General features: G+C 33.1%; 15 protein-coding genes. 13 read left to right on the top strand and 2 right to left on the bottom strand.

The window, feature by feature from the left end; all coding sequences use genetic code 11:
• The first annotated feature begins 25 nt into the window (after positions 1–25).
• From RBG61_RS02375 to RBG61_RS02360, 4 genes are all read left to right on the top strand, one after another.
• Complete coding sequence (locus RBG61_RS02375) at positions 26–1,018, top strand: substrate-binding domain-containing protein (protein WP_307945360.1); 993 nt, start codon at positions 26–28, stop codon at positions 1,016–1,018.
• An 86-nt stretch (positions 1,019–1,104) separates the two neighbouring features.
• Complete coding sequence (locus RBG61_RS02370; RefSeq protein WP_307945357.1) at positions 1,105–2,139, top strand: uroporphyrinogen decarboxylase family protein; 1,035 nt, start codon at positions 1,105–1,107, stop codon at positions 2,137–2,139.
• A 147-nt stretch (positions 2,140–2,286) separates the two neighbouring features.
• Positions 2,287–3,768: a sensor histidine kinase gene (locus RBG61_RS02365; protein WP_307945355.1), complete on the top strand. Its 1,482-nt coding sequence runs from the start codon at positions 2,287–2,289 to the stop codon at positions 3,766–3,768.
• Entirely contained in the window at positions 3,746–5,320 is a 1,575-nt protein-coding gene (locus tag RBG61_RS02360) for a response regulator (protein ID WP_307945351.1), read from the top strand. Before RBG61_RS02365 ends, RBG61_RS02360 begins: the two co-directional genes overlap by 23 nt.
• A 306-nt stretch (positions 5,321–5,626) precedes the next feature.
• Here the strand turns inward: RBG61_RS02360 and RBG61_RS02355 are convergent, their stop codons facing one another.
• Both RBG61_RS02355 and RBG61_RS02350 read right to left on the bottom strand, forming a co-directional pair.
• On the bottom strand, positions 5,627–6,853 hold the full coding sequence (locus tag RBG61_RS02355; RefSeq protein ID WP_307942478.1) for an IS256 family transposase: 1,227 nt from the start codon (positions 6,851–6,853) through the stop codon (positions 5,627–5,629).
• 137 nt (positions 6,854–6,990) lie between these two features.
• A complete protein-coding gene (locus RBG61_RS02350) occupies positions 6,991–7,635 on the bottom strand; it encodes an HAD family hydrolase (RefSeq protein WP_307945349.1) in 645 nt (214 codons plus the stop codon).
• Positions 7,636–7,873: 238 nt separating this feature from the next.
• On the opposite strand from RBG61_RS02350, the gene RBG61_RS02345 reads away from it, so the two are divergent.
• The 9 genes from RBG61_RS02345 to RBG61_RS02305 all read left to right on the top strand — a co-directional run bounded on the left by RBG61_RS02345 (position 7,874) and on the right by RBG61_RS02305 (position 18,791).
• A complete protein-coding gene (locus RBG61_RS02345) occupies positions 7,874–8,905 on the top strand; it encodes a hypothetical protein (protein WP_307945347.1) in 1,032 nt (343 codons plus the stop codon).
• Between the two features lie 11 nt (positions 8,906–8,916).
• Complete coding sequence (locus tag RBG61_RS02340; protein WP_373889720.1) at positions 8,917–9,465, top strand: FumA C-terminus/TtdB family hydratase beta subunit; 549 nt, start codon at positions 8,917–8,919, stop codon at positions 9,463–9,465.
• 55 nt (positions 9,466–9,520) lie between these two features.
• Entirely contained in the window at positions 9,521–10,894 is a 1,374-nt protein-coding gene (locus tag RBG61_RS02335; protein ID WP_307945346.1) for an MATE family efflux transporter, read from the top strand.
• Positions 10,895–10,926: 32 nt separating this feature from the next.
• A complete protein-coding gene (locus tag RBG61_RS02330) occupies positions 10,927–11,796 on the top strand; it encodes a MurR/RpiR family transcriptional regulator (RefSeq protein ID WP_307945344.1) in 870 nt (289 codons plus the stop codon).
• Positions 11,793–13,022, top strand: a complete 1,230-nt coding sequence (locus RBG61_RS02325) for an NAD(P)/FAD-dependent oxidoreductase (RefSeq protein WP_307945341.1) — start codon at positions 11,793–11,795, stop codon at positions 13,020–13,022. The genes RBG61_RS02330 and RBG61_RS02325 overlap by 4 nt, the downstream gene beginning before the upstream one ends.
• 31 nt (positions 13,023–13,053) lie before the next feature.
• Positions 13,054–13,725 carry a (d)CMP kinase gene (cmk, locus tag RBG61_RS02320; RefSeq protein ID WP_307945339.1) on the top strand — a complete coding sequence of 224 codons (672 nt, stop codon included), beginning with the start codon at positions 13,054–13,056 and terminating at the stop codon, positions 13,723–13,725.
• Positions 13,726–13,737: 12 nt separating this feature from the next.
• On the top strand, positions 13,738–14,349 hold the full coding sequence (locus RBG61_RS02315) for a lysophospholipid acyltransferase family protein (RefSeq protein WP_307945337.1): 612 nt from the start codon (positions 13,738–13,740) through the stop codon (positions 14,347–14,349).
• A complete protein-coding gene (locus RBG61_RS02310; protein WP_307945334.1) occupies positions 14,333–16,330 on the top strand; it encodes a bifunctional 4-hydroxy-3-methylbut-2-enyl diphosphate reductase/30S ribosomal protein S1 in 1,998 nt (665 codons plus the stop codon). The genes RBG61_RS02315 and RBG61_RS02310 overlap by 17 nt, the downstream gene beginning before the upstream one ends.
• A gap of 199 nt (positions 16,331–16,529) precedes the next feature.
• Positions 16,530–18,791, top strand: coding sequence for a vitamin B12-dependent ribonucleotide reductase (locus tag RBG61_RS02305; protein WP_307945331.1), 2,262 nt, complete (start codon positions 16,530–16,532; stop codon positions 18,789–18,791).

Raw genomic sequence — 18,791 nt, 5'->3', positions numbered from 1 at the left:
AATTATTTGAAAAGGGGTTAAAAAAATGAAAAAATTTATAGCGCTTATATTAGTTTTTTGTATGGCTTTATCATTCGTAGCTTGTGGTAAATCTTCTACTTCTAATGGCAATGATACTAGTAAGACAAACAAAGACGAACAATTGCATTTTGTTTACGTATCTCCTTTACTTGCACATCCCGTTTGGTTATTGGCAAAAGATGGCTTTGACGCAGCTTGCAAAGAATTAAAAATCAAAGGTGACTGGGTAGGTCCACAAAACATTTCACCAGATGAAATGGCTAAATTAGTAGAAACTGCTGTTGCACAAGGTGCTGACGCAATCATTACTCAAGGACTTGTTCCAGCTGCTCCTGTTAATAAAGCAGTAGACAAAAAAATTCCTGTTCTAATCGTTGACTCTGATATTGCTGATGTTAATAAACTTGCTTTCTTTGGTAAAGACGTTAACGTACAAGCACAAGCACTTTATGATGATGCAGTTAAAAATGTAGGTAAAGATAAACCTATTACTGCTTCAATCCAAGTAGCAGCTTTGAATTACCAAGCAGCACAAGACCAAGTAGCAGCAATTAAAAATGTATTCTCTAAACATCCAGGCGGATTTAAATTAGTTAATATCAGCGAATCTAAATCCGATAAGATGAAAGCAACAACTGAATGGCAAAATACATTTAAAACATATCCTGAAATCAATGTTGCGATTAACCTTGCTGCAGAAGCAGGACCAGCTTGTGCTAACGTTGCTAAAGAAATGGGTATCAAAGATAAAGTTAGCGTATACGCAGTTGACGATATCGAAGAAACTCTAGCTTTAATTAAATCCGGCAACATTAACGGTAGCGTTGTAACATCTTTCTATAATTATGGTTACCAAGCTGCATATTGGTTATATCAAAACATTAAAGAAGGCAAAAAACCTGAAAAAGTATTTAACGATGCTGGTACAATTAGTGTAAATAAAGACAATATTGCAACTTATGCAGAAAAACTAAAAGAAAAAGTTGACTTGAAATAAACTCCTAATAATTTGTATTTTGCAAGGCAGTTTTACTGCCTTGCAAAATACCTTTAATAAACTATATACTGAGAGGATGCTTAATAATGACCGGATATGAAAGAATAATGGCAGCTTTAAAAGGCGAAAAACCGGATAGAACACCAATGATGCTCCATAACTTTATGGCTGCAGCAAATGAAAAAGGATATACACTGAATGAATTTAGACAAGATCCTAAAAAAATTGCAAGAGCATTTGTAGATGCAGCAAGAAAATATAAACTGGATGGTATTTTAATCGATATTGATACCTGTATGGAGGCTAACGCAATAGGAGTTCCTACAGATTTTCCAAATGATGAACCTGCAAGAGTAACTTCCGGAATTGCTGGTGGCGTAGAAAAATGTATGGAGGCTATGGATCCTCAAAAATTATATAGTAATGAAAGAATTAAAATTTTGCTTGAAGCAGTATCACTTATAAAAAATGAAGTAGGCGATGAGATTCTTGTTAGAGGTAATGCCGATCAAGCTCCTTTCAGTTTAGCGATGCTTTCATATGGTATGGAAAACTTTATGGCTGACTTGCTTGATGAAGATATGGAAGAAGATATTCTAAAATTGATTGATAGAGCATATGATGTTCACATTGAATATCATAAAATGATTAAGAGTGCAGGCGCTGATATTACAAGCTTTGGCGACAGTTCATGCGGACCTGATTTAATCAGTCGAGCTATGTATAACAAATATGCATTTCCTTATCATAAACGTATGGCTGCTGATTTAAAAAAGGAAAATATACTTACAGTTTGTCATATATGCGGAAATCTTGATAATATATTAGAAGATGTAGTAGCGGCAGGTTTTCCGGCAATAGAAGTTGATTACAAAACGAATATTGAAAGAGCACACGAGTTGATGAAAGGTAAATGTACCATGTTTGGCCCAATTGATCCATCAGGAGTATTTTATTTTGGCACTCCAGATATATTGGAAGCTCAAGCGAAAAGAATTCTTGATATTTTTAAGGGCGAAGGTTTGGTAATAGGCGCAGGTTGTGCACTTCCAAAGGGAACTCCTGAAAATAATATTTTTTCATTTTCTAATACTGTTCTTGCACACGGAAAATACGAATAACCAAAGAAGACGACGAGCAGCAAATGTTGTATGAAGATATTTGTTGCTCGTTTTTTATAATAAAAGTATACTTGTTATACATATTTTGATATAATAGATTAAAAGGGGGAATTTTATTTGTTTAAAAATTACCACGGAAGTTTACGAATGCGATTAATCTCTTTTACTATGGTTATATTGTTTTTTGTTATTATAATTATTACAATGACAAATTTCAGCAGTATTAAACTTGTAAAAACATATAATAATTTCTCCGAATCCTATAATCAGCTCAGCTTGTTTTATGAAAATTTAAAAGGAAGCAGTGAGCATATAAAAAGTTATTTATATTCTTATAATACGCAAGATTACGATAAATATATTAGTAGTGTGAATAAAGCACAAGGTAATTTAAATTATCTTAAAAGCCATTCAAAAGAGGAATTGCGTTTTAGATGTGTATTACTTGAAAATATGTTTGTGAATTATAAAAATCTTGTTAAAGAAATAACTTACGATGACATGAATCATCGTATCACAGAAGATGAGTATGATGAACTGATGCATTTACATGGTTTAATAGATGCAACATCCATTGATTATTTTAAATATGTTACGAATGATATGCTGCTTATTAAAGAATCTGTGCTTGAAAGTTTACGAATGCAGATAGGAATTGCTATTGCTATTATTATTATAATGTTAGCGGCAGCTTTTATATTTGTATATTTTCTAATAAGAAGTATAACAAAGCCAATTGAAAGTATAGTTGAAAATATCAATAGTATAAAAGTTGGCAGATTTAATGTAAGCGAGGTTAAAAACGGAAGCAAAGAAATAGGCGTATTATTACAAGCTTTTGATGAAATGGCAATCAGTCTTCAAGAATATGTTAACAGTATTCAAGAAAAAGCAGAACTGAAACAAAAGTTGTTAATTAAAGAAAATGAAAATCTTAGAATTAACAAAACGCTTACCTTATCAAAACTTAAAACCTTGCAAAGCCAAATAAACCCTCATTTTTTATTTAATACTTTGAATATAATATCTAAATTTGCGTATATTGAGGGTGCGCAAAAAACAAGCGATTTAATGGTAATTACTTCTGATTTATTAAGATACGGCTTGGATAAATCCGATAAAGTTTCCGACATTATTCAAGAAATTGAGTGTGTGAAAAATTATATAAGAATACAAACTGCCCGTTTTGGCGATAGAATAAAATTTGAAACGCATATTGATGATGATATTCCTACCATTAAAATGCCCGGTATGACATTACAGCCGTTAATAGAAAACAGCGTTACACACGGCGTAAAGGACATTATATCAAATGCTCGTGTAGCCTTAGTTGTACAAGCTAATGAAAATGAGATTATTATTAAAATTGAAGATAACGGAAAAGGCATGGATTCAGATCAGCTTGAAAGATTAACTATGAATATCGATAATATAGATGATATTGATGAATTTGCTGAGTCTACTAGTATTGGTATATATAACGTAAGGCGCAGACTTGAGATGTTTTATGGAGATAAACATAAATTTAATATAGAAAGCAGTATTGATTGTGGCGTTACTGTTGTTATTTGTATTTATTTATCAAATAATCGGGAGGACGATGTAGATGTACAGCCTAATTATAGTTGAGGATGAACCGATAGAACGTGAGGCTTTAAAATTGTTGATTCGCAACAATTTTCCCAATATAGAGATTGTAGGTGAAGCCGCGAATGGATTTGAAGCAATGGATTTATATAAAATTCATTGTCCGGATATAATGATGGTTGATATTAATATGCCTGGCATTACGGGTTTACAAACAATTAAAGAAATTAAAAGTTTAAATTGCAAAACGAAATTTATTATATTAACCTCGTATAGCAAATTTGAGTATGCAAAAGAAGCAATTCATTTAGGCGTTGAAGATTTTATTTTAAAGCCTACCAATATTGCTCAAATAACTGAAATTTTTAAAAACTTAACAAACAAGCTAGACGAGCAAAAGAGTAAAGAAAAAATAAATTCAGAATTGCGAAGTAAATTAAAAAAGAGCAAAGATTTAATTGAAAGTGATTGTGTATTAAGCTTTGTTTCCGGTATTACAAATGAAAAATCCGAGCAAATTTGTGAAGTCCTTGATATGAATATTAAAAGTGGATTTTGTATTATTGTAAATATTAAAGACAGGAGAGAATCCTTGCTTTTTAATATAAAAATGAATCTAGTAAAGCTAGGTTTTAATTGTATTGGAAAAATAATGCATAATTATATAGTGTTTTTTATATTGAGTCAAGAAATATTAGAAGCAAGAAGGATGAAAGAAATAACCAACTTTATTTGTATGCTGATAAAAGAAAGCTTGCCTGATAAAGAATTCTATATTTCAGCTGGCTCTATATATGAAAGCATTATGCAATTTCACGTTTCATATTTTGAAGCACTTACTGCAAATAAATATGCGAAACAAAATAATACTAATTTTGCTTTGTATCAAGATATAAAGGATTCCAAGATGAATACTGAAGTGGATTTTAATTTTTACGTTAAAAAAATATCGGGTATTATATTGCAAGGTGAGGAAGATAACTTAGGTCAAATCATCGATAATTTTACGATTGAATTAACACAATGCTATGAACAAGATTGGAGTATTGCAATTCAAAGTTTGTATAAATTCAGTATTTTGTTAGAAAAAGAAGTTGCAGTAAATAATTCATTAGAACTTTTTAGTGATGATCAGTTGAAAATGCAGATTACTAATATAAAAAACTTCAATGATATTAAGCTTTATTTAAGCCTTTTTATTGATAAAATCTATAATAGTGTAAAAATATGCAGAAGCTATACTGTTAACACGCAAGTGAATACAGCTTTGGATTATATAAGACAAAATTTTAATAAAAATATCAGTTTAGATGACGTCGCTAAACATCTAAATATTTCCTCATATTATGCAAGTAAATTGATCAAAAAATATATGGCCAAAAATTTTACCGATATATTAACCGAATATCGAATAGATAATGCGAAAAAGCTCTTATCTACCACTTCACTTACTAAAAAGGAGATTACATATCAATCAGGTTTCAATAGCCAACATTATTTTGCAAATATATTTAAAAAATATGTTGGAATCACCCCTTCTGAATATAGAAATATGGTTGCTATGTCAGATTTTTTAACAAAAAATAATAAATGATTATTTAATGTTATATTTTGCGTTATAATTATTTGCACATTGTTATGAAAGATAAAAACGAAAAAGATAAAAAAACAGCCCACTGAGTTACAATAGTACATTTTTCGCTATTGTAACCCAGTGGGTAGTTTCATAAATAAATTAATGGGTATACCAAGAATTTTGTGTAAATAGAAAAACAATCAGAACAAGAAATAGGAACAAAATAGTAATTGACATAGTGTATAGGTTAGTTGAAACAAGTTTATTTAATGACAAAAGGGGCATGCCCCTTTTGTCATTAAATTTTGGCGGCTGAACATAGAATCATCCAGCGATTCTGTCCGAAAACATGATGTTTAATTGGTTTAAAACAACGTCCCAATTTCGACAACGTTGTGTCCATCGTTCGACAATTTTCTTTGAAGCTAAATACAGTATCCTTTTTAAACTATCATCATTTTGAAATGATGGTTTATTCTTGGTTATTTGTCTGAACTGCCTGTTTAATCCCTCAATAATATTAGTTGTGTATATTATTTTCCTTACATCAGTTGGATATGCAAAAAAGGTTGATAGTATATCCCAGTTATCCTCCCAACTCTTTATGCAAGAAGGATAACTTTTACCCCATTTTTCTTTGAATGATATTAGATTATTCAATGCTTCTTCCTCTGTAACAGCTTGATATACTAGTTTTAGATCTGCCATTAACTTCTTGATATCTTTGTATCCTACATATCGTGTTGAATATCGAATTTGATGTATAATACAACGTTGAATGTGCGCTTTGGGATATGCTGCATTGATTGCTTCTTTAAAACCTTTTAAACCGTCAACACAAAATAGGTATACATCTTGCAAACCCCTTGATTTCAAGTCATTCATAACGCTCAACCAGAATTTTGAGCTCTCGTTTTCTCCAATCCAAATGCCCAATATATCTTTATTTCCTTCAAGTGTAATTCCTAAAACCACATATGCTGCTTTCGTTACAAACTGATTGTTTTCTTTTACTTTGTAGTGTATTGCATCCATGAACACAAATGGGTATACACTATCTAGTGGACGGTTTTGCCATGCTGTTACTTCCGGCATTATTTTTTCTGTTATCTTGCTTACTAGTCCATCTGAAATTTCTACATCATAAAGATTTTTTACTTGTTCAGCAATATCTCGTTGAGACATGCCACAAGAGTAAAGTGCAATAATTTTTTCTTCCATCCCGTCAGCATTACGATTATATTTACCAATAATTTGTGGTTCAAATTCACCGTTTCTATCACGAGGAACATTAATATCCACTTCGCCAAGTTGTGTTTTAACTGTTTTCTTTGAATATCCATTTCGATAATTTTTCGACATGCTTTTTCCGTCATCGTTCGCTATTCTTTGACTTTTTTGGTAACCCAATTCTTCGTCTAATTCACTATCCATAACTTGCTGAAGAACATCTTTGAACATCTCTTTCATTGCCTGCATAACCTCTGTTGTGCTTGTGAAGTTTTGGCTGTTCACATACTCTTTTAATAACTCTTTCGGTTGCTTTTCCATAAAAAAATACTTCCTTTCATACTTGAATTTATTATCTTAATTCTTGTCTGATTGGAAGTACCTTATTCACTTTTACACAAAATTTTCGGGAGTCTCAAATTAATAGTCTATTCTTAGTATAAAACTTATAATTTTGCTTAACCGATTAATGTTTCAACTGCTTCATAAATATCAATTGGTGATTTAACTGCAATATCTGCGTCTTCAACGTCGGATGATTTAAAACCATATAAACAACCAATGAAAGGAATATGATTATAACGAGCAGCATCTTTGTCATAATAACGGTCACCAACCATTACTGCTTTTGTTGGGTTCACTCTTTTTAATAGCATTTCTAAAGTATCGTTTTTCGTAATGTCAGGTAGTAAAGGTTGTATGTAATCAATTTTATCAATTAGTTTTAAAGCATTTAGTACCATTCTTATATAACGTTCAGAAGCGTTCGAACAAACAGCAGTTTGGTAACCACTTTCTTTTAGCTTGTCCAACATAGTGCTAACACCATCAAATTCTTGTCCAAGATCGGTAATAAATTCGCTTTCATATTGAGAAACCTTTTTCAAGTAAGTAGTAGCGGTTTTTGAATCGCATCCTTCCATTAGCAGCCCAACACTATCTTGTGCTCTTGAACCATAGGTTGAAATAATAAATTCGTCGGTTTTGTCGAAAATACCGAATTCAGCAAGGGCCTTTTTATGCGCCGGTACAGAGTATAGATGTGTTTTGTTTAGTGTTCCGTCTAAATCGAATACGACTAGTTTTCCGTTCAGGTTATTCATAATTTGGATTATCCCCCTCAGTATATTATATAACCATTATATCAGCTAATCGGGTAAACTGATATAATAAAAAGCAACAAAAAACAAATGGGTATTGCAATTAAGCTGTAAAAATTATATAATAAATTATAATTACGTATTATAGATTTGATATATATAGAAAAATATGTATATTTTGCGCGGTATCTTTTCGGTTTATCAAAATTTGCCTAACTAAGAGGCGGAATGGAGCTTAAAGATGGAACTACATAATAGTTTTAGTAAGTCTGCATTTGGTGGATTTAAAAAAGATGAAGTTTTAGCTTATATAGATGAAATCGTTGCAAACTACAACGAAGAAGTTTCAGGGCTTAAAAAAGATTGTGACGATCAAAAAAATCAAATTCGTGAATTGAAAGATATTGTAGAACAGCAGTATCAAAAAATAGTAGTTGTAACAGATCAAGCAACCGGTTTACAAAGTCAATTAGATGAAGCAACACAAAAGTTTAATGATCTGTCAAACCAACTTCAAGAAAAAACAAATGAACTGGAAAAAATGAAAAATGATGTTGACCATATTATTGCCACAGCAAACCAAGAAGCTGAATCAATACGGAATGGTGCATCATCAGAAGTGCAAGCGCTAAAAGATGCAATTATCGCAGAAATGGATGGCGCAAAAACCGATGCTTTCCATCAAGCAAAACAAATAAAAGAGTCGGCTTTAGCAGAAGCACAAGAAATCAAGGAAAAGGCAATTAAAGAAACCAATGAAATGAGAGCGACTGCTTATGAAGAAGTTGTTGCCTTAAAAGAAGTTACTTTAAAAGAAGTGAATGAGCTAAAAGAAAAAGCAGAGCAAGAAATTGCTGATATGCAAGTACTTGCAAAAGAAGAAGCCGATGCCGTATTTGAGAAACTTTCAACTGAGCAAGAATTACATAAAAAAATGATTATTGAAACGCAAGTTAAAGTTGATGAGATTTTAGAAGAAGCGAACATACAAGCTCGCCAACTTGTTTTAGAAGCACAAAAGAAAGCAAACGATATTACAAAACAAGCACAACTTCAATTTGTATCGGAACGAGAGAAATATGAAAGGTTACTTAACGGTATCGAAATGCAAAAATCGACTATATTATTATCACTTGATGAAATGAAAACAAAAGTGCAAGACCTTAAAGTAACGAAGTCATCTTCATCAAATGAATCTTGTTCCGTACCACCTCAACAATTATCGCCTTCAGAAATTCTGAAAAGAAAATTATCCATGTTGAGTAATAAATAATTGTTTAGGGAGTGTTTCAAATCGCTATCGTAAAAATACATACCGATGATTTAAAGCATGCAGTGTCATCATTGCATGCTTATGATAAGGTTTTATTAACTGGAACAATTTATACAGCACGAGATGCTGCTCATAAATTATTAGTATCACAATTGGCAAAGAAAGAGGAATTGCCTTTTTCTTTAAATGGAGCTGCAATTTATTATGCTGGTCCAACAAAAGCACCTGACCATTTACCAATAGGTTCTTGTGGACCAACAACATCTTCAAGAATGGATGTCTTTACGCCAACGTTGCTGGATGAGGGACTGTCTATGGTAATCGGAAAAGGCGAACGAAATCAAGATGTGATAGACTCATTAGTAAAAAACAAGGCCGTATATTTATGCGCAATAGGTGGAGCTGGTGCGCTTGCTTGCAAGTGTATTAAAAGCTGTGAAGTAATCGCATATGAGTTTTTAGGATGTGAATCTGTTAAAAAACTATATGTAGAGGATTTCCCACTCATCGTTGCAATTGATTCCGAAGGAAACAATATATTTGCGGCAGAGGAAAAATAGATAGAGAAAATATATTTTAACTATTTAGGTTTTCGAAAATTTTTGGGGAGGGTATATGACAAAACCAAAAATAGTGCGAGAGAAAGAATTTTATAAAACTCTTTTAACCATCGCGTTACCCGTTACGTTGCAAAACTTAATCATTTTTTGTACGCAAATGCTAGATACCGTTATGTTGGGTGAATTAGGCGATGTTGCAATGTCTGCTTCCGCTTTGGCAAACCAACCTTTTTTCATTTTCAATTTATTAACCTTTGGACTTTCAGGTGGAGCGGCAGTAATTACTGCACAATATTGGGGAAAGCGTGAAATAGAGCCAATTAAAATTATTATGACTATGATTATTCGATTTGCAATGATTATGGGAATGATTTTTAGTATTGCAGTACTAGTGTTTCCATCGCAAATAATGTGGATTTTTACTAAGGATTCACAAGTGATTCAAGCAGGAGTCGAATATTTACAAATTATTGCATTTTCTTATTTTTTCTTTGGATTTACCAATACTTTTTATTCTACAATTCGAAGCGTTGAAATAGTGAAAATTGCTGTTGTTTCTAATGTTCTTGCTCTTGTTATAAATGGCTCTTTAAATTATATTTTAATTTTCGGTCATTTCGGAGCACCTGCACTAGGAATAAAAGGTGCAGCGTTAGCAACACTAATTGCAAGAATATGTGAGTTCTCTTTAGGCGTATTATTTATGTTTTTCTTTGATAAAAAGCTAAAAATTCGTCCAAAAGATTTTTTAAAGTTTGATAAAATATTGTTTCAAGATTTAATTAAAATTAGTTCACCTGTAGTAGCCAACGAGTTAATGTGGTCATTAGGAATGACTATGCAGGCTGCTTTAATGGGTAACCTAGGAAAACATGTTGTTTCTGCAAACTCAATTATCAGCGTAGTACAACAGCTTTCAACGGTTGCTGTATTTGGAGTTGCAAGTGCGGCAGCTGTTATGATTGGTAAAGCAATTGGCGAAGGTGATATGCAAAAAGCGCGTGATCGTGGACATACCTTTAAAATAATATCAATTATATTCGGCGTTTTTGTAACGGTAGTAATCATATTATTAAGGAATGTTGCAATTGATTTTTATAATGTATCAGCACAAGCAAAGGCTTTAGCACATCAACTAATCTATATTTCTGCATTGATTGGATTTTTTGTTTCTATTGCAGGTATTGGCATTGTTGGTATCCTGCGTGGAGGCGGAGACACTAAGTTTTCATTATGGATTGAAATAGCTGCATTGTGGGGTATTGCTGTCCCATTTGCTTATCTTGCAGCTTTTGTATTGAAATGGCCGGTTCCAGCAGTTTACTGTGTTATGAAAATCGATGAACCTGTTAAAGATACATTGTGTTTAATTCGTATGCGGGGAACTCGATGGTTAAAAAATGTAACACGAGATAACTTAGAAGTATAAATCAAATTTTAATCTCATAAAGGGGTAACATCATGAGTAGTAATATTTTAAATGTAATTGAAGCAAAAATGATTGATTTTTCAAAAGGTCAGCGTTGTATTGCAACCTATATTCTGAATCACTATGATAAAGCAGCCTATATGACTGCGGCAAAGCTTGGGGTTGCGGCTGGAGTAAGCGAATCTACAGTTGTACGTTTCGCTTTTGAGCTTGGTTTTGATGGCTATCCCGAGTTACAACAAGAGCTAGCTGAAATGATTAAAAACAAGCTGACATCAATACAACGTATTGAAGTAGCAAGCGAGCAAATAGGCGAGACTGATGTTTTAGATAAAGTTTTAAATATTGATATTAACAAGATAAGAAAAACATTAGAAGAAACTTCAAGAAAAGATTTTGATGGAGCAGTAGATGCTTTAGCAGAAGCTAAATCCATTTATATTCTTGGCTCAAGAAGTGCATCTGTATTAGCACGATTCTTAGCATTATATTTTAATATCATGTTTGATAGTGTAAAGCTTATTCATACTACAAGTTCAAGCGAGATGTTTGAGCAGATTATGCGGATTAAAGAGCATGATATAATTATCGGTATCAGTTTTCCTCGATACTCAAAGAAAACGGTAAAGGCAATGGAGTTTGCTGCAAACCAAGGTGCAAAAGTAATTGCAATTACAGATAGCGCAACTTCACCATTAGCAAAAAGTGCAGACTTTTTCTTACAAGCAAGAAGTGACATGGTTTCTTTTGTTGACTCATTAGTAGCACCATTAAGTTTAATAAATGCACTGATTGTTGCAGTTGGCTTAAGAAAAGGCGATGAATTGAAAAAAACATTTGATAAATTGGAAAGCATATGGGATGAATATGATGTTTATCAAAAGTCAGAGGATAATCAATGAAATATGATGTAATTGTTATTGGCGGTGGAGCAGCAGGTCTTATGGCGGCTTCTGTTGCAGCCCAATATCAAAAAAAAGTACTATTATTAGATAAAAATGAACGTTTAGGTAGAAAGCTTCTTATTACAGGAAAAGGTAGATGTAATGTTACGAACGATTGCGATTTGAATGACTTTTTGAAAAACATTCCTACTAATCCTAAATTTTTATATAGTGCATTGTCGCAATTTACAACGCAAGATAGCAAAGCTTTTTTTGAAGAGCAAAATGTTCCGTTAAAGACAGAGCGTGGCAATCGAGTATTTCCCGTTTCCGATAAGGCAGCCGATGTTTGTAATGCACTTGCAAATAGCTGCAAACATAACAATGTAATTGTTAAGGCTGAACGTGTTATTGCCATAACGCAATCAGAAGCACAAATTACCGGAGTGAAATGTGAAAGCGGCGAGCATTACTCAGCTTCTAGCGTAATTATTGCAACAGGTGGACTTTCTTATCCTTTAACAGGCTCAAACGGGGATGGTTATGCATTAGCAAAAGCGTTAGGCCATACAATAACTGCTATTAGGCCATCTTTAGTTCCTTTGGAATCAAATGACGAAGTATGTAAGGATTTACAAGGCTTATCTTTAAAGAACGTTGAAGTATCATTGTTTGATAAGCAAAAGAACAAAGTGATTTTTAAAGAACTTGGTGAGATGCTCTTTACTCATTTTGGATTAACGGGACCATTGATATTAAGCGCAAGCTCTCATATTCAAGAAATGGAGCCAAATAGATATATTATTTCGATTGATTTAAAGCCTGGTTTAAGTGAATCACAACTTGATGCAAGAGTGTTACGCGATTTTCAAAAAAATGCGAATAAAGATTTTGTTAACGGTTTAGGCGAGTTATTGCCTCGAAAGATGATACCCATTATCGTTGCAAATTCAAAAATTCCGCCTTTTACTAAGATTAATCAAATTACGAAAGAAATGCGTAAGGATTTAGTACAAGCAATAAAATGCTTAGAAATAGAAATTAGTAATTTCAGACCGATTGATGAAGCAATTATTACTTCAGGTGGAATTAAAACAACTGAAATTAACCCAAAAACAATGGAGTCTAAGCTAATTAACGGATTATTCTTTGCCGGAGAAGTAATTGATGTCGATGGCTATACCGGCGGATTTAATCTGCAAATTGCATTTTCGACAGGTTATTTAGCTGGATTAAATTGTTAATGATAAAAATTTACACTAGTTGGAGGCAGCAATGAAAGCAATCGCAATTGATGGGCCTGCGGGGGCAGGAAAAAGTACTATAGCAAAAGCAATCGCAAAAAAAATAGGTTTTATCTATGTAGATACCGGTGCACTCTATCGTGCTGTTGGTTTATATGTAAGTAGAAATGATGTAAATACAACAGACAAAGAACGAATTCAACCAATGCTAAAAAATATTCAAGTTGAATTGAAATATGTTGATGGAACACAAAGAGTCTTTTTAAATGGTGAAGATGTATCTGAAGCAATACGTGTCCCTGAGATGTCAATGCACGCTTCTAATGTATCAGCTATTCCATGTGTGCGTGAGTTTTTGTTTGATTTACAACGTAATATTACAAAAGTGAATGATGTTATTATGGATGGAAGAGATATTGGTACAGTAGTACTTCCAAATGCTGATGTCAAAATATTTTTAACGGCTTCTCCTGAAGTGAGAGCAAAACGTCGATATGATGAGCATATGGAAAAAGGTCAAACAGTTGATTTTGATAAGCTATTAGAAGAAATTAAACAACGAGATTATAATGATTCACATCGTGAAATAGCTCCATTAAAACAAGCTGAGGATGCAATTTTAGTAGATACTTCAGACAACTCATTGGAACAATCCATTGAACTACTATCTAATATTATTTTAAAACAAATTAAAATTTCATAATGGAGGTTAAAAATGACTTTTTATTTATTTGCGCAACAAGTTGTTCTATTTATTATGAGATTTGGTTTTAAAATTAAAGTTGAGAATAAAGAAAATCTACCAAGTGATCGAGGATTTGTACTTGCATCCAACCATCGTTCAAATTTAGATCCACTTTTTATTGGATTGGGATTTAAACGCAAGGTTTGTTTTATGGCTAAAGAGGAATTGTTTCAAAATCCAATATTGGGTTTTATCATTCGTAAATTAGGTGCATTTCCCGTATCAAGAGGAAAAGGCGATCATGCTGCAATTGATAAAGCAGTAAACATAGTTCAATCCGGTGGAGTACTTGGGATTTTTCCCGAAGGAACTCGTTCTAAGGATGGAGTACTTAAAAAAGCCAAATCAGGTGCTGTTTTAGTAGCATCAATGACTCATGCAGACATTATTCCTGTTGGAATTCGTTATGGTGAAAGAAAGTTTATTCGACGCGAAATAACTGTTGTTTATGGTGAACCAATTAAGAATGAACAACTAATAATTGTCGACAATAATAGAGCACAGTTAAAAGCAGCCTGTGGATTGCTTATGTCTCGAATTGCAGAATTGTTAGGGGTGAACATAAATGATAACATTAGCTAAATCTGCGGGATTTTGTTTCGGAGTAGATAGAGCGGTTAATCTTGTGTTCGATATATTAAAAAAAGGGCAAAAGGTTGCATCACTAGGTCCGATCATACATAATGATCAATTAGTTTTAAAATTGCAAAATGAAGGGGCTAGGATCATTAACACCCCCCAAGAAGCAAAAAAAGATGAAATTGTTGTAATTCGGTCTCATGGAGTACCACTTTCCATTTATACTGAATTTGCAAAAGAAAATATTTCTTTTGCAGATGCAACGTGCCCTTATGTATCAAAAATTCATAAAATTGTGAAAGAACAATCTATAAATGGTAAAACTGTTATTATAGCAGGAGATGATACCCATCCGGAAGTATGTGGAATTCAAGGTCATTGCATCGGAAAATCTTATGTGGTAGCCAATGCGGAAGAATTGGAAAGTTTGTATCACAAGCTATCTGATGAGGAAAAAAATAACAGCATTTTAGTTGCCCAAACGACTTTTAATACAATTTATTGGAATGAATGCGCTTTAATTGCAAAAAAACTATATACAAATATAAAATTATTTGATACAATATGTAGTGCGACCAGTATTCGTCAAAGTGAAGCGGCAAGTTTGGCTGCAATGAACGACATTATGTTTGTCATTGGCGGCAAACATAGTTCTAATACAAAAAAACTTAGTCAAGTTTGTTCCCAATATTGTAAAACGGTACTCATTGAAACTAAGGACGAGTTGTTTGACATTGATTTATTCGCTTATGACAAGATTGGTATCACTGCCGGAGCATCTACACCGGCTTATATAATTGAGGAGGTTCTTAAAACTATGAGTGAGATTTTAAGAAATGAAGAAAATGAATTAGACTTTGCAACATTGCTAGAGCAATCCTTGGAAAGTGAAAAAATATACAATGGTAAGAGGGTAAAGGGATACGTTACTAATGTAGCAGCTAATGAAGTTCATGTTGACATTGGTGCAAAACAAGCTGGTATTATTCCCGCTGATGAACTATCAGATAACCCAACTCTTAAAGTGGAAGACATTGTAAAAAAAGGCGATGAGCTTGATTTAGTTGTTGTTAAAGTTAACGACCAAGAAGGTATTGTTACTTTAAGTAAAAAACGTTGTGATGCTTTAGCTGGTTTTGAAAACTTGAAAAAAGCTTACGAAGAAGATGCTGTAATTGATGGCGTAATTACTGACGTTGTTAGAGGCGGCGTATTAGTATTTGCTTGCAATACAAAACTATTTGTTCCTGCTTCTCAAGCTTCTGATAAACGTGTTGAAGATTTAACAACACTTCTAAAACAAAACGTAAAATTAAAAGTGATTGAAATTAACGAAAAACGCAATAGAGCAAAAGGTTCCGTTAGAGCAGTATTAGCAACTGCTAGAAAAGAAAAACAAGCAAAATTCTGGGATGAAGTTGAAGTTGGCAAAACTTTTACTGGAGAAGTAAAATCTCTAACTCCATATGGCGCTTTTGTTGATCTTGGCGGAGTAGATGGTATGATTCATGTAACTGAGCTATCTTGGTCTAAAATCAAACATCCTTCAGAAGTATTAAAAGAAGGCGAAGTTGTTGAAGTTTACATTAAAGATGTAGATAAAGAGAAAAAACGTATTTCTTTGGGCTACAAAAAATCAGAAGAAAATCCATGGGTAATCTTTTCAAGCAAATACAATGTAGATGATGTTGTTGATGCAAAAGTAGTTTCTTTCACAACTTATGGTGCATTTGCTGAAATCATTCCTGGTGTTGATGGTTTAATCCATATTTCTCAAATTGCTAATAAACGTGTAGACAAAATTGCTGATGTATTAAAAGTAGGTCAAGACGTTCAAGCTAAGATTATTGAAATCGATGCTAATAAAAAACGTGTTAGCTTGTCTATGAGAGCTTTACTTTCAGAAGAAGAGCAAAAAAGAGACAGAGAGAATATTGACGAAGCTGTAGAAGCAGGCATTATCGAAGAACCAACTGCTGAATAGTTTAAATCAAAACGCACCTTTACTAAAAGGTGCGTTTTATAATATTTGTATTAATAAAAAAACTTTTTAAAAATTCGTCGATATTTCGACGAATTTTTTTATTTTCATGTTGTATTATATATATTGCTATGATACAATATATTGTATCAACTATAGAAGAGTATACAATATAATGTATGCTTTCGGGAGGAGTTAAAAAATGAAGATTTCTGAAAATGCAAAGATAGTATTAGAAAAAAGATATTTAGCTAAGAATGACAAAGGTGAAGTAGTTGAAACAGTAGAAGGTTTATTTAAGCGAGTTGCTGATGCGATTGCAAAAGCAGATTTAATTTATGATAAAAAAGCTAACGTTAATGACATATCAAAAGAATTTTATGATATGATGACGAATTTAGAATTTATGCCAAATTCGCCAACACTTATGAACGCTGGTAGACCATTAGGTCAACTTTCAGCTTGTTTTGTACTTCCGATAGAAGATTCAATGGAGGGTATATTTGATGCGATTAAGCAAGCTGCATTAATACATAAGTCCGGAGGCGGAACTGGATTTTCATTTTCCAGAATTCGTCCATCCGGCGCAACAGTTAATACAACAGGTGGCGTAGCTTCAGGTCCTGTTAGTTTTATGCGAGTATTTAACATGGCAACTGAAGCTGTAAAGCAAGGTGGAACTCGTCGTGGAGCAAATATGGGAATTCTACGTGTAGATCATCCTGATATTTTAGAATTTATTGATTGCAAAAAAAATGCAACAGAAATTACTAATTTCAACATCAGCGTAGGTATTACTGAACGATTTATGAAAGCGGTTGAGGCTGATGAAAATTACGACTTAATAAATTCATCTACAAAAAAAGTCGTAAGTAGTATCAATGCTAAGATGGTGTATGAAAAAATAGTTGAAAGTGCTTGGAGAAACGGCGAACCTGGTATTATTTTCTTAGATCGTTTGAATAGAGATAATATTGTTCCTGAAGTTGCTGAAATTGAAAGTACAAATCCTTGTGGAGAGCAGCCATTACTGCCATATGAATCATGTAACCTTGGTTCTATTAACTTAATTGAAATGTTAAAGGAAACGAACGGTAAGTATGAATTGGATCGTGTAAAATTGGAATCTACTGTTCGTAAAGCAGTTCATTTTTTAGATAACGTAATTGATGTGAATAATTATCCAATCCCTGAAATTGATCATATGACAAAGCAAACAAGAAAGATAGGCTTAGGCGTAATGGGATTTGCAGATATGCTTTTGAGAATGGAAATACCGTATAACTCAAAAGAAGGCGTAAAACTTGCTAAAAAAGTTATGGGCATTGTTAACCATGTTGGAAAAGAAGAAAGTGAAAAACTAGCTGAAATTCGTGGTGCATTTCCTTTATTTAATCAAAGTATCTATAAAAACGGTACACCTATGCGAAACGGTACAATTACAACGATTGCACCAACAGGAACGATTTCTATAATTAGCGGCGTTAGTTCAGGCGTAGAACCTATATTTGCATATGCTTTTATTCGTAATGTTATGGATAATACTGAAATGATTGAAGTTAATCCTATTTTAAAAGATACTTTAATAAAACGAGGACTATATTCAGAAGAATTAATGAGAACAATTTCAAATGAAGGCACTTTAGCGCATATTGAAGAGTTGCCGGATGATATTAAGAAAGTTTTTGTTTGCTCTCACGATATTTCGCCTGAATATCATATCGAAATGCAAGCGGCGTTTCAATCTGAAACGGATAATGCTGTTTCTAAGACGGTTAATTTTACGAACTCTGCAACAAAAGAAGAAGTAAGCGAAGTATATATGTTAGCTTATAAGCTCGGTTGCAAGGGCGTTACGATTTATCGTGATGGTTCAAGAGATTCGCAAGTATTAAATATCGGCAAAGTTAATAACGGTAAACCTGTTCCTGCAGTAGCTAATAGTATTACTCCTCGTCCTCGCCCAGAAATTACAATGGGTATGACTGAGTGCGTGAAAATTGGATGTGGTAACTTATATGTTACCGTTAACTATGACGATAACGGAATTTGCGAAGTCTTTACAAGCACCGGCAAGGCTGGAGGATGTCCATCACAGTCAGAAGCTACCGCCAGATTGGTTTCTATTTCGCTTCGTTCCGGTATATCTGTTGAAGAAATCATTGATCAATTAAAAGGAATTCGTTGTCCATCTACAGTACGTCAAACTGGGCTAAAGTGTACATCATGTCCGGATGCGATTGCAAAAGTAATTAAGAAAGTAAATGATTTGCAAAAGGATATTAAACGCGGAAAAGATATAACCGAAAAAGTAAACAGCGTATTGAAGCAGAAAAAAACCGAAAAGGTGAATACAACAACAAATGAAAAAATGTTTAAGTATTGCCCCGAGTGTGGAAGTACATTAGAACATGAAGGTGGATGTACTACTTGCCGTAATTGCGGATACAGCAAATGCGGATAA

It is taken from the genome of Paludicola sp. MB14-C6 (assembly GCF_030908625.1).
In the GTDB taxonomy this organism is placed as follows: Bacteria; Bacillota; Clostridia; order Oscillospirales; family Ruminococcaceae; genus Paludihabitans.
Note: the sequence above shows the minus strand (reverse complement) of the source record. Positions and strands in the feature narration are given on the sequence as shown.